This is a genomic window from uncultured Thiodictyon sp. (assembly GCF_903828115.1).
GTDB lineage: Bacteria > Pseudomonadota > Gammaproteobacteria > Chromatiales > Chromatiaceae > Thiodictyon.
The window spans coordinates 1-12,749 of the sequence record NZ_CAIKKU010000060.1; the positions used below are offsets into that span (position 1 = coordinate 1).

Annotated in this window: 9 protein-coding genes; all 9 read right to left on the reverse strand. The window is 66.7% G+C overall.

Annotated elements, in window-relative coordinates; all coding sequences use genetic code 11:
- Positions 1-206: 206 nt before the first annotated feature.
- Positions 207-1,355 carry an XRE family transcriptional regulator gene (locus QZY48_RS02120; RefSeq protein WP_295427074.1) on the reverse strand — a complete coding sequence of 383 codons (1,149 nt, stop codon included), beginning with the start codon at positions 1,353-1,355 and terminating at the stop codon, positions 207-209.
- Positions 1,356-2,061: 706 nt separating this feature from the next.
- The gene (locus QZY48_RS02125) at positions 2,062-3,267 is read right to left on the reverse strand and encodes a restriction endonuclease subunit S (RefSeq protein WP_295427077.1); all 1,206 of its coding nucleotides are present in this window, start codon (positions 3,265-3,267) and stop codon (positions 2,062-2,064) included.
- On the reverse strand, positions 3,264-4,751 hold the full coding sequence (locus tag QZY48_RS02130; protein ID WP_295427080.1) for an N-6 DNA methylase: 1,488 nt from the start codon (positions 4,749-4,751) through the stop codon (positions 3,264-3,266). The genes QZY48_RS02125 and QZY48_RS02130 overlap by 4 nt, the downstream gene beginning before the upstream one ends.
- Positions 4,752-5,184: 433 nt before the next feature.
- Entirely contained in the window at positions 5,185-5,526 is a 342-nt protein-coding gene (locus tag QZY48_RS02135; RefSeq protein WP_295427082.1) for a type II toxin-antitoxin system PemK/MazF family toxin, read from the reverse strand.
- Positions 5,507-5,731, reverse strand: a complete 225-nt coding sequence (locus QZY48_RS02140) for a ribbon-helix-helix protein, CopG family (RefSeq protein ID WP_295427085.1) — start codon at positions 5,729-5,731, stop codon at positions 5,507-5,509. Before QZY48_RS02140 ends, QZY48_RS02135 begins: the two co-directional genes overlap by 20 nt.
- 261 nt (positions 5,732-5,992) lie before the next feature.
- Positions 5,993-9,517, reverse strand: coding sequence for a YhaN family protein (locus tag QZY48_RS02145; RefSeq protein WP_295427088.1), 3,525 nt, complete (start codon positions 9,515-9,517; stop codon positions 5,993-5,995).
- On the reverse strand, positions 9,514-10,773 hold the full coding sequence (locus QZY48_RS02150; protein ID WP_295427091.1) for a DNA repair exonuclease: 1,260 nt from the start codon (positions 10,771-10,773) through the stop codon (positions 9,514-9,516). The genes QZY48_RS02145 and QZY48_RS02150 overlap by 4 nt, the downstream gene beginning before the upstream one ends.
- Positions 10,709-10,882: a hypothetical protein gene (locus tag QZY48_RS02155; RefSeq protein WP_295427094.1), complete on the reverse strand. Its 174-nt coding sequence runs from the start codon at positions 10,880-10,882 to the stop codon at positions 10,709-10,711. Before QZY48_RS02155 ends, QZY48_RS02150 begins: the two co-directional genes overlap by 65 nt.
- Positions 10,883-10,960: 78 nt before the next feature.
- Positions 10,961-12,556: an SUMF1/EgtB/PvdO family nonheme iron enzyme gene (locus tag QZY48_RS02160; RefSeq protein WP_295427096.1), complete on the reverse strand. Its 1,596-nt coding sequence runs from the start codon at positions 12,554-12,556 to the stop codon at positions 10,961-10,963.
- Positions 12,557-12,749: the final 193 nt, after the last annotated feature.

The window sequence follows — 12,749 nt, forward strand, 5'->3', positions numbered from 1 at the left end:
GCCGGGCTGGAACTGGATCGGATTCTGGGGCATGGCCGCGTCCTCGCCGGTGGGTTACCTTAAGTATGGACCCCCAGGCTCAAATTTGTGAGGCTAACGACCGCCGACCGATCGCCGGCTGAGTTTCGACGCTAATCACCTCGGGAAGTTTCTGTCTCCCCTCGTCGGAAACCAACTCGGCACGATGAACGCGGGCGGTTGCGATATCAAAGATCGGCATAATGCCGTTCCAACTGATGCAGGTCTTCGATCTTCAGGTTATCCAGATAGCTGCTCGCCTTCGCAAGTGTGATGTGGCGCGCATTCAGTGCATCCAGTACCGTTCGCACATAGCCGTCGCCAAAAACGTGCTTGGGCTCGCGATGGCGGTACATCCGGGAGCCGCCATCCGCGGATGCAAGGGCCGACCGGCCCCGCCATTCCCGGTAGGCCGCATATTGACTTTGGGTCAGGCGCCCGGCATCCAGAAGCCGGCGCAGGATCACCTCGCCACTGACGCACCAAGCCTTGCGTGGTCGTTCCAGCCAATCGTCATATCCCGTAACGTCTGCGGGTCGCTGCGCATCGGAAATACTCGCCAGAAACAGATCCGGCACCAATAGCTGACCCGCAAACAGGTTGGCGTCGCGCTCCCCACCCTCGGGGGCTTGCATGTCATGTTCATCATCGATCGAACTGGCCCTGTTCAACAGCAAATGGCCCAATTCATGGAAGAGCGTGAAGGTCTGTTGAGTCTCCCGGTTCTGTTTCTTGATGACGATTACCGGGCAGGTGGGATCGTAGAGGACGAAGCCCAGGATCGGGTTCTGTTTGGCAATCTGCCACTTGCCGTTGTAACCATTGCTGCGGAAGACCAGCACACCCTTCGCCTCCACGGCCGCGCGGTAGCTGTCGAAGGTGTTCTCATCCGCCAGACTGAGCCACCGGCGGGCGATCCGGGCCGCCTCGCGCGAATCATGCCGGGGCAGATCGGGCGGACTGAACCGGGGCCGGCTCGCCTCGTCCAGGTCTTCGCGCAGGCTGAGATACACGGCACGCTGCTTTTCCACCCGCTCGATCAGCGTCCTGAGCTTGGCGGACAGGTCCGGCTTGCGGTTGGCCAGGGTGCGGAACTGGGGCGTATGCACCTGGGCCTCATCGACCGGACCGGACTCCAGAAAGAACAGCACCCCCCGGCCAAAATATTCCGCGATCTTGCGCAACTGGTTGAACGTCAGACCTGCTTCGCCCGCCATCACCCGCTCGATGTTGGTCGCGGCGATGCCGACCGCGGACGCGAGCTCGCCCGGCGTGATGCCGTGGTCGGCACAGCACCAGGCAATGCGCTCGGGGTTGATCGACTGGATAGACTCCATGGCTATGAGTCTAACAGGTCATGGTCACAAGGTCCCTACCGGGAGTGCCGCGCCCCACTGCGGCGCGTTTTATAACCCTGGTCCACACCAAGGCGCCAAGCTGTTGTAGGGTGGGTAAGGCGCGCGGCACGGTGCCGGGGAGCGCGCACGGCGGTCGAGCGCGCCGCATCCACGGCCCGGGCTGACCGCGGGCACCCGCCACGATCGCGGTCAAGTTCACACCAAGCCGCCGGGAAGGATAAGAATTCTCTCACAAAGGCACAAAGACACGAAGAAGAATAGGAATGATCAGGCCAAGGCGCCGGGAAGTAGAAGAGTTCTCTCACAAAGGCACAAAGACACAAAGAAGAATAGGAATGATCACGCCAAGGCGCCAAGCTCGCCAAGCTCGCCAAGGAAGACCAGGAGGTGATGGTGCTGTCTCAATCACCTGCCTTCCGGGCCGGGCGGGGCGAATGCCCGTGCTTGCGGGCCGGACGGGGCATTCGCCCCGTCCGAAACGTTTTCTCCGTGCCCGCGAACCAATGGCGCGGCTCGGCAATGGCACAAACGTTCGGGACGGGGCGTATGCCCCGTCCCGCCCGAGTGCTGGGGCTGCCCCAATGACCTGCCGAGTGAGTCGCCCAGCGCCGCTACCGCACTGAAAAACCTTGGCGAGCTTGGCGCCTTGGCGTGAGACATCTTCTTTCCCGGTCCATGCCGGCGCTTACAGTTGACCTGTAAAGGCTTCGTTCAGGAGCGACTTCTTCAGCGCGTCGAGGGCGGCGAGTTTGCGTTGGTAGATGGACTCAAGGCGCTTCGTTTCTTCGCTGAGGTCGTCGAGTCGGGCGACGATTTCTCGCTGCTCGACGACACCAGGAAACGGAAACCGTTCATTCTCGAAGGTACCCATGTTGATATTGTGTTGAGCGCTGCCTTTTCCCAGCGATTGCAAGCGAAGTTTGAACGATTGAAGCAGGTATTCGATGAATCCGACATCGGCCTCGTCGGGATTTGCGACAACGCCGATGATGCTATCAGGAAAGCAGGCATCGAATCCCAAGATCGCCGTCTCTGCAATATTCGCCGCGATCGTGACACAAATCGTTCCCTTGGGCCACAGTTTGCTTTGGGCTAGTCCCGCCTCACTGTAGGTTTGTGAAAACTCCTTGATGGTATGATCGGCATTACGAACATCGCCGGTCTGGACAAAGGGGTATTTGCCGCCATAAAGATGTGCTGCATTTCGCGGGCGATGCTTCGATTTCCCGCGGCCAAAGGACGTTGCTATCTCTTCCAGCGTCCTTTGTTTCCACCCCTCACCTCTCTGCGTGAAGACCGCGTTGAGGTGGCTCTCGAAGATCGCGCGGGCGTTTTGCAGGTTCCTTTCGGCGTTGGCCTTCGCAGTCGCGATACCCTCAAATGCCTCATCAAGGATACCGATGATCCGCTCTTGTTCCGGAAGCGGGGGGATGGGAATCTGGTAATTCCCGATAAACTCCATTGGCACTCGTTGGTGTCCAACCGCACCACCCATACGTGCCGCCCCCTCCCTCAAAAATTCCGGACGCGCCAGAAAGTAATAGAGAAAGCCCTTGTCGAGCATCGCAGAAGGTCGAAAAACGATGAACTCGCTGGAACCAAATCCGATTCCATTGCTTAAGCCCTCAGCGATCCCAAGTTTTCCGTTCTCAAAGCATGGTGTGATTTTCGCTAATAGTACATCGCCGTCGGCAAAGTAAGTGTAGCTTCCGATAACGGATGAGAGCGGCCTTACTTTGCGAGCTTTCAGAGACTTGCGGCCAATCCCCAAATCCTCCATCGGCGCAAAAGAGACCAACGCATCCGAGGCGACGCGTTCACGTGCCTCAGACTTTGGGGGTTTGATCTCACACACCTCAGCCAGGGACTTCGTCTGCCACACGCAGTTCATAGCAACGCTCGAATATTCGCCATTACCTCAGCACTCTCCGCATCCAGCGCCTCAATCTCATCCATGATCGCCTGTGGAGTCAGATGGATCACCGCCGCACCCCCATCCGGATTCTTCACCGACAGGTCGAAGGTATTCTGGTCAATCCCAGCCACATCCAAACTCCAACTCTTGGCCGAATCGGCAAAGGTCTTCTGCAGCTCGACGAACTCCGCCAAATCGGCATCATTGAGCGGATTGATCTTCCCCAGATTGCGCCCCGGATCGAGCTGGTAGTACCAGACCTTGCGCGTCGGCGCGCCCTTCTCGAAGAAGAGGACGACGGTCTTGACGCCGGCGCCCTGGAAGGTGCCGCCGGGGCAGTCGAGGACGGTGTGGAGGCTGCAACTCTCCAGCAGGCGCTTGCGCAGCGAGACCGAGGCGTTGTCGGTGTTGGAGAGGAAGGTGTTCTTGATGACCACCCCGGCCCGGCCGCCGGCCTTGAGCGTCTTGATGAAGTGCTGGAGGAACAGGAAGGCGGTCTCGCCGGTGCGGATGGGGAAGTTCTGCTGGACCTCCTTGCGCTCCTTGCCGCCGAAGGGCGGATTGGCGAGGATCACGTCGAAGCGGTCGCGGTCCTGCACGTCGGCCAGGTTCTCGGCAAGTGTATTGGTGTGGGCGATGTTCGGCGTCTCGATGCCGTGCAGGATCATGTTCATGATCGCGATCACATAGGCGAGCGATTTCTTTTCCTTGCCGTAGAAGGTCCGTTCTTGCAGGAACTGGTCCTGGGCGGTGGTGCGCCTGGGGTTGCGGTCCTGGAGGTAGACGAAGGCCTCGCACAGGAAACCGGCGGACCCGCAGGCGCCGTCATAGATGCGCTCGCCGAGCCGCGGGGCGACGACCTCGACCATGGCGCGGATCAGCGGGCGCGGGGTGTAGTATTCACCCCCGTTGCGGCCCGCGTTGCCCATGTTCTTGATCTTGGCCTCATAGAGGTGCGACAGCTCGTGCTTCTCGGTCTGGGAGCGGAAGCGCAGTTCGTCGATATGGTCGATGACCTCGCGCAGGTTGTAGCCGCTGCGGACCTTGTTCTTGATCTCGCCGAAGATCTCACCGATCTTGTATTCGATGGTGTTGGGTCCGCTGGCGCGCTGTTTGAAGCCGTGCAGATAGGGGAAGAGGTCGCGCTCGACGAAGGCGATCAGGTCGTCGCCGGTCAGTGCCTGGTGGTGGTCGAGGGTGCCGTCCGCGGCCTTGGGGGCGGCCCAGGACTCCCACCGGTAGGGGGCATCGAGGATGTAGAACCAGGTCTTGCCGTCGAGCGCCGCCTCGGTCGCCTTTTCGCTTTCCAGGTCATCGAGATATTTCAGGAACAGGAGCCAGGACGCCTGCTCGGTATAATCGAGCTCGGTCGTACAACCGGCCTCCTTCCAGAGCACGTCATCGATGTTCTTGAAGGCCTGTTCAAAGGTCCGTCCGAGGTCGTCTGCAACTACTGCCACGTCTGCTCCAGTCTGCTGTGGTTACCAACTCACGAAGGAACGGTTCACTGATAAGCTAAACAATTCCATTAGGGACTCCCGATGGCGTCGTTGTCGTTGTCGTTGTCGTTGTCGAGATTATCGTAACGCTCCAGATGCTCTCGCACCGCGAAGTGCATCGCTTCTCCGATTACGATTACGACAACGACAACGACAACGACAACGCTTGTGCTTGACTTGTTCTTGACTCGTTGCCAAATAGGCAAGCCGAGATCGCGGGCCTTGGTCATAATCCCGGCCACAGCGCAAACCGCGAGGCCGTTGGTCCGCGCAGCGGACCCTACGGCGATCCGTAGGGTCCGCTGTGCGGACCCGGCACCGCCGGGCGGAACCATGATCGCGGCGGTCCTGGCGCCCGCCAAGGCTGAAGCCTTGGACTCCAGGCGGGGGGCGATCATAGCGACAGATGCAGGCGCATCGCGGCAGCGACCGCCTGCAGCGTCGCCGCCGTGAGCCGGCCGACTGGAGGTCCCGTGATGCGCTCCTTGGCGATGGTGCGGATTTGCTGGGCCTGGACCTTGGAGGGCTTGGGAAGTCCGGACTCCGCGGGGGACAGGGCCACCTCGAAGGGATAGACGCGGGTGGTGTTGGACGTGATGGGCAGGAGCGTTACCGTGCTCGCGGCGCGATTGTTGGCGTCGTTGCTCACGATCAGCACCGGGCGACGCTGGTTGACTTCCGAGCCCACCGTCGGGCTGAGGTCCGCGTAAAGGATGTCACCACGCTTCGTCGGCAAGTCCATCGCCGGCGGTCGCGTCCCACTCCAAACCCGCCTCGGCCGAGGCCTCCCGATAGGCCGACTCCAACTCATCGTCCCGCAGTCTGTGCAGGGCAAGTTCGATGACCTGGGAGCGGCTCTTGATCGAATGGGCGGCGCGATAGGCATCGATCAGCGCGACTGACTCGGGGGTGAGCGAGATGGACAACTTCTCCGCACGCATTGAAGGGCTCCGGTGCTGTTTGCTACCGGCGATGCTACCGCCTCTGCCACCATTCGGCAATCCGCCCGGAGTCCAAGGCTTCGGCCTTGGCGGGCATCGATCATGGTCGCTCTGCGCGAGGTCGTTGGTCCGCATAGCGGACCCTACGGCCTGGTGTCGAAATCACCCGCGAGGTGCGCCACCGAACAAGCGTAAGCCAATGAATAATCTGTGTTCATCTGTGTTCATCTGTGGATGACTGCTCTTTCTGGGCTCTCGGGGTCACAGGCGATGGGTCATCAGCCCCTGCTCCCCCACGGCCTCCTGCGCCAGGTCCAGCAGGTGCCGGTGGTGGGTGAAGATCATCACCTGCCCACCCGCGGCGAAGCGGGCGAGCGCGCGCAGGCAGTTGGCGGCGCGGGTGTCGTCCGAGGTCACCAGGACATCGTCCAGGATCAGCGGCAGTTGGGGGTGGGAGGCGCGCCGCAGTTCCAGGGCGGCCAGGCGCAGGGCGAGGAAGAGTTGGTCGGCGGTGCCCTCGCTCAGGGCCTCGACCCCGAGTGCGGCCCCGTCGGCGCGTTCGGCGCGCAGCACCGTCCGGTCATTGCTCTCGTCCGCCGCCAGGCGGCTGTAACGGCCGCCGGTCATGAGTGAAAAATAGGTCGAGGCCAGGGCGACCATGGGTGCCTGGGCGCGCTCGCGGAACCGCTCCAGGGCCTGCCCGAGCAGGGCCTGGGCGAGCTTCAGCCGCGCCCAGGGCCGGATGGCGCCGCGGTAGCGGGCGGCGGCGGATTCCATCGCCTCGCGCGCCCGGGCGGCCTGGTCCGAGGCGTCGATGGCGGCGAGCGCCTGGCGGGTCTCCACTTCCAACTGACGCGCACTGGCCTGTTCCCGCTCCAGACGCGCAATCTCGCCCTGGCAGCGTTCGCGCTCGGCCTCGATGGCGATGCCGTCCTGGTCGTTCAGTGCCGCGCGCAGGTCGTCCTCGGGTCGCGGTGAGGCCTGCGCCAACTGCCGACGCAGCAGCTCCAGCGAGGCGTGGAGATCCCGTTTGCGCGCGGCGCCGTCCTCGCGCTCCGGCAGTTCCGCGACACTCGCCGCGCCGGCCTGGGCGCACAGGCGCTCCAGGATGGCGCACTGGGTATCCTGTTCCGCGGCGGCCCGCTGCCGGGTCTCCAGTGCCCGGGCACGCTCGCGGATGAGCCCGGAGCGCTGCTGGTCCCGTTCGCGGGCCTCGGTGAGCCGCCGCTGGAGGCGGTCGGCATAGTCCTGCGCCAGTGCCGGCACGGGCTCGCTCAAGGCCGCCGCGAGGCCCGCCGCCTGGGCGGCAAAATCCTCCGCCAGGGCCAGGTGCTCGGATTGACGCAGCCGCGCGTCGCTCAACTCGCGGTCCTGGCGGACCAGGGCGTCCAGTTCGTCCAGCCGCGCCTTCAGGGCCGCGGGCGGACTGGCGCGGGCGAGCAGGAGGCGCCCATACCAGCGCTGCACCGCCGCCAGGTGCAGGTCGAGATCCGCCGCGGCCGTCTGGATCTGCCCGGCGACCTTGTCCGACTCCAACTGCCGCTCGCGCGCCGCCTTGAGGCGAGCTTCCTGTTGCGCCTCGGCCTTGGTGGCACCCTTGTCCCAGAGGTCGGCGCGCTGGATCAGGGACGCCAGGTCGGCGCCCTGGATGCCCTGTCCGGCCGTCTCCAGGGCCGCCGCCAGGGCCGCGCAGGCGGTCTCGACCTCGACCGCCAACCGCTCGCGGTCGGCGCGCGCCGGCGCCAGCCGCTCCGCCCCGTCCAGCGCGCTGTGCCGGGCCGCCTGCCATTCCAGCAGGGCGTCGGGGTCCAGGTCCGGCAGCCGGGCCTGCGCGAGGCGCGCCGACCAGCCGCCCAATAGCTCCTGACGGCGGGCGGCAACCGCGGCCAGCTCCGCGGCCAGCTCCTGGCGCCGCCCGTGCATTTGCGCGATCCGCCCGGAAGCCACCTCATAGCCGGTCGCGCGCTCGGCGTCGGCGCGCAGCAGGTCGGCCTGGCGGTCGGCCTGGTCCTGGGCCGCCTCGAAGGCGTCCGGCAGCGGCCGGTCGGGATCGAAGGCCGGGCCGAGTTCGGCCGGGTCCCGGCTGCGCTCGATGTAGGCCCGGCGGATCAGGCCCCAACCCTGGTCACGGCGCGCGCGGGCCTGGCGCAGCGTGGTCGCGGTGACGACCTCGCCGGCGGCGGCCAGCTCGCATTGGACCTGGCGCTGCTCGTTCATGTCGTGGATCAGTCGGAGGTCCTCGGCGCGCGCGCCAGCCTCCGCCTGGTCGAGCCCGGCCCGTTCCTCGCGGGCCTGCGCGATGGCGGACACCGGCAGGGGGCGGGCCTGGCGCAGCGCGGCGAGGGAGGCCGCGCCCAGGTCCACCAGGGCCTGGGCCAGGCGGGCCTCCAGCCCCGCGATGTTCTGGTCCAGGTCGGCACCGCGGCGACCGCTATCCCCCAGACCCCGCGCCTGGCGCAGGGCCGCGGCCACCGCCTGGCGGGTCCCGGCGTCCGGTGGCGGCGGGCCTTGATCCGCCTCCCGCCGCCGCGCCTGGTCGAGTTCACCGGCGCGCTCGCGCAGGTTCGCCAGGCGCTCATCCAATGGGGCGATGCTCACCAGGTGCCCGTCCAGGGTGACGCGGTCGGCCGCCGAGGGGACGGCCGCCACCAGGGCCGCGGGCGACTGGCCCGGGGCGATCTGCGCGACCCGGGCGGCCAGGTCCAGGGCAAGTTGCTGCGCACGCGCCGCTTGTCGAGCGGCCTCGACACGGCTCTGCGCCGCCGTCTCCACCCGGGCGGCCAGCCGCTCGATCGCCTGGGCGTGTTCCAGCACCGGCGCCTCGATCACCAGCTCGGCCAGGGCCGCGGCGCAGCGGCGCAGTTCCAGTTCGGCGTCCTGCAGGTCCTGACGCGCGCGCTTGAGTGCCTGCACGGCGGCCAGACGCTCCTCCCGGGCGTTCTCGGGGAGTTCGGGGACCTGGCCCAGGTCGGCCAACCCGGCGCGCACCCGATCCTGGTCACGCAACAGGGGGGCGACGGTACGCAGTTCGGTCAGGGTGTTCTCGCGACGGCGCTGGATCTCCAGGTCCTGGTCGATTGCGGCCAGTGCCGCGCACGCCTGCTCGTGGGCGCGATAGAGTGACTGCCAGTCGGCGGGCTTGGTCAGGGCCAGCCGGTAAGACTGGCGGTGTTCATCCAACTGCCGCCGGGCCTCGTTGATGACGGCGTTCGCGGCCCGTCCATGGGCGTTGTAATAGCCCTTGGCGTCAATCTCCAACCCGGCCAGGATCGCCTTGATGTCGCGGGTACCGGCGCTGGCCTCGAACAGGGCCGCGCCCAGTTCGCCCTCGCCCTTGAGCAGCCGGTCACCACCGGCGCGCAGGCGCTCGTGGTTGAGACCGAACATGGACTCGAAGTCGGCCCGCGTGAGCCCGCCGGTGAGGGCCAGTTCCAGTTCGGGCCCGGCGGCAGGCGGCTCCGTCGGGTTGCCGGTCGCGGGGTCGAAGCGGGACAGGGTCGGCCCCTGGCCCTTGCGGCGCGCGAGCCCAAGGGTCTGGCCGGTATCGTCGCAAAAGACCCCGGCGATGCGTAACTGCTTGTATGGATGAATGAAACCGTCCGGACTCTGCAGCGGGATGCCGAAGCGCAGATCGGTCATCGCCCGCAGGGCCGAGGACTTGCCGGCCTCGTTAGGGCCATAGATCAGGTGCAGATCAGGCGGGGTGCCGCGGCCCTCGCCGGTGAAATCCAGTGCGCAGTCGGTGAAGGGGCCGAAGGCGTGCAACAGCAGTCGGACGAGCCTCATGTCCGGGCCCCCGCCGCGGCGAGGCGCGCCAACACGGTCGCCTCGGCATCGCGCAACAGGTCGAGCAGATCAGCGGCACAATCCAGCCGCGGCACCTCCTCTCCCGCCACCTCCGGGGGCAGGGCGCTGAGCAGGCCGCCCACTTCGGTCTGCGCCAGCGCGGCCAGCGCGGCCGGATCGGCGCGCAGGGCGTCCACCAGTCGGACCAATTCACCCACCGCGTCCTGGCGCTGGGCGATCCGGTCGCGGTCCAGGGGCGGGGTCAGGTCCAGGCGCACCTGCTCGATCCAGACCTCGGCCGCGGCGACATCCTGGGCCGCGGCCCGGATGGCGGCCTCCAGGGTGCCGGGGTGGGCGGCCTCGCTGCCGTAGAGGTCGGTGCAGCCGGTCAGGGTCACCCGCACCGCGTGCAGCAGGTCCCCGGCGCCCGGCAGTCGGGGGGCCAGGGCCTCATGGAAGGCCGCGCCCAGTGCGTCCAGTCCCCCCTGGCCCGTCAGGTCCAGCGTCATCTGATCCCAGCGCACCAGATCCAGCGGCATGAATTCGGAGGCGATCCGCCCCGCCTCCACACGCACCAACTCGCAGCCCTTGGGGCCGGTCTCGTTGGCGTGACGCCCCTGGAGATTGCCGGAGTAGACGATGCGCGGGCTGTCCAGCACCCGTTCGCGGCAGTGGACATGACCCAGGGCCCAGTAGTCATAGCCCTTGGCCGCGAGGGTGGCGACGGTGGTGGGGGCATAGGTATCGTGGCCGGGCCGCCCGCTCAGGCTGGTGTGCAGCAGGCCGATGTTGAAGAACCCCGGAAGCGGGTCCGGATAGGAGGGCACCAGGTCCGCGTCCTCGGAGCGATTACGAAAGCTGCGCCCGTGAATCGCGACCGACAGGTCGTCCAGGCGCCGGGTCTCAGCGCCGCGGCTCCCGAAGACCCGGACATTGGGCGGCAGGCTGAGCTGACGCGAGATCACGCCCTGGGCATCATGGTTGCCCTGGACCATGAAGACCCGGATGCCCGCCCGATCCAGGCGGACCAACTGTTCGCGGAAGAAGAGCCCGGTGTGGAAGTCCTGCCAATCGCCGTCATAGATATCACCCGCCAGCAGGACGAAATCCACGGGCTCCGCCAGGGCCAGGTCGATCAGCCGCGCCAAGGCCCCGCGGGTGGCGGTGCGCAGGCGCTCCACCGGGGCGCCCTCATAGCGCGCCAGGCCGCGCAAGGGGCTGTCCAGATGAAGGTCGGCGGCGTGGATGAAGCGCATTGAGACACCAGAAGTAAGGAGTCAAGAACAAGTTAAACACAACCGTTGTAGTTGTCGTTGTCGTTGTCGTTGTCGTTGTCGTAATCGTAATCGGAGAAGCGATGCACATTGGGGCGCGAGAGAATCTACGATAACCTCGATTACGACAACGACAACGACAACGCGGCACCGGCACCGGCACGCCGGATCAAGGCGCGGCGGGGTCCATCCAGCGCCCATCGGGGACCGGGTCGGCGGGCTGAAGGTAGCGGCCGCCGGGTTGCGGCGGGGCCGCGGGGGCGCGTTCGGCGGCCTTGCGCGCCCGCTGCTGCTCGGCGGCCCGGCGTTCGAGTTGGGCGCGGGTCTCCGGGGTCAGCTTACCGGTCATCGGGAGCCCGGATTCGCGTTGGAAGTCGCGCAATACCACCTGGAAGCCGCGGTCGAAGCGGTCGGAGGCGGGGTCGCAGGGGTAGCCCAGGTCGTTTAATTGCCGCCGCACCCGGCGCCGATCATCGGGTTTGAGATCCAGCAGTGACTCCGCGCGCTCCGGTGTCGGCTCCAGGTGGATCTGGATGCTGACCGGCTCGGCGTCCGTCAGGACGACCGTCGCCCCGGCCTTCGCATAGCCTGAAAGCAGGGGCGATACCTCGATCCGGTGAGTCCCGGTTGTCAGACCACGCAACTCCAGCGGCCGGCCGGCGTCGAACGAACCTTTGACCTCCCCGTCGACCAAGACCATCGCGTAGGCGTCCACCTCGATCCGCAGGTGGCCGTCCGCCGGAGTGTCCCGGGGCGGCGCCGGGGCCGGGGGCGGCGGCGCGGTCGGCACCCTCGCCGCCGAGGTCACGACCGGGGCGGCGAGGACCACCCGAAAGCCGGTGTCGGCGGTCTTGACGTCCCCGTCGGCGTCATACGGCTGGACCTCGACCCGGGCGTCCGCCCGCAGTTCATCGTCCGCGCTGTGGATGCCGCCGCCCATCAGGACGTCGCCCCCGACCTGACCGGGGAACTGGGGTGAACTGTAGGGGTCGTTCATCAGTTCCCAGGCGTTTCCGTAGAGGTCATGCAGGCCCAGCGGGTTCGGCAGGCGCCGGCCGATCGGGGCAATCTCACCATCGGCGTTGCGGTTGTACCAGGCGTGGCGGTCCAGGCCCTCGGGCATGGGGTAACGGGGCAGCGCAAAGACATCGTCCGGCACCAGGGCCCCGCCCCGGGCGGCATACTCCCACTCCAGGTCCAGCGGCAACCGCACGAAGGCGGGTTTGCCCTCGACCCGCGGCAGACAGGGCGCCGTGCCCGCCGCGCAGGGGGGGAGGTGCCCGGCATTGGCCTGGAGCCAGCGCGAGAGTTGCGCGGCGAAGTTGACCGCATCGATGCGGCTCACGCCGACCTGGGCGGCGAGGCGCGGGTCGACCTGAGCGCCCGCCGGGGCGGCGGCGACCGGGGGGCAGGCCTGGCCGCTGCCTTGTGCCATGACCGTCTGATACTGGAGGGCGCTGACCTCGTACTTGCCGATCAGCAGGTGCCGCTGCGCGTCCCCCGCCGGCCCCGCAAAGGGACCGATCAGCCTGGTCCGCCGACTGTCGGCGGGGGTCGCCACCGGGCGCAAGGCCAAGGCGCCGCCGCAGGGCAAGGGCAGGATCAGGTCGTCGGGCAGGGGTTTCGGGTTGTAGAGCCCCTCGGGCCAGGGCGTTGCCGCGGGTGCGGGGGCCGCCGCGGTCGGTCCGACCGCGACGACGGCGAGGGCCAGCCCGAGGGACAGGCGCCGGCGCATGGCGATGGAGTCGAAACCTGGGGCTGGCATGAGCGGCTGGTTGGGTAGCGCATTGCGTGAAGCTGGAAAATGGCGGATCGTCCGCACTTGGACGCTATCAGTATGCGCTATCCCCTGGTTCGGCGCCCCGCGGGGGCCGTCCGGCGGGTGCGATCAAAACTGATGTGATGACCGAGATCCCGGGTACGCTGTCGTTGTCGTTGTCGTTGTCGTAATCGAATCA

Coding starts and splice junctions, on each gene's coding strand:
- QZY48_RS02140 (WP_295427085.1), bottom strand. CDS start 5,731: ATGCGTGCGGAGAAGTTGTCCATCTCGCTCACCCCCGAGTCAGTCGCG.
- QZY48_RS02125 (WP_295427077.1), bottom strand. CDS start 3,267: ATGAACTGCGTGTGGCAGACGAAGTCCCTGGCTGAGGTGTGTGAGATC.
- QZY48_RS02120 (WP_295427074.1), bottom strand. CDS start 1,355: ATGGAGTCTATCCAGTCGATCAACCCCGAGCGCATTGCCTGGTGCTGT.
- QZY48_RS02155 (WP_295427094.1), bottom strand. CDS start 10,882: ATGTGCATCGCTTCTCCGATTACGATTACGACAACGACAACGACAACG.
- QZY48_RS02145 (WP_295427088.1), bottom strand. CDS start 9,517: ATGAGGCTCGTCCGACTGCTGTTGCACGCCTTCGGCCCCTTCACCGAC.
- QZY48_RS02150 (WP_295427091.1), bottom strand. CDS start 10,773: ATGCGCTTCATCCACGCCGCCGACCTTCATCTGGACAGCCCCTTGCGC.
- QZY48_RS02160 (WP_295427096.1), bottom strand. CDS start 12,556: ATGCCAGCCCCAGGTTTCGACTCCATCGCCATGCGCCGGCGCCTGTCC.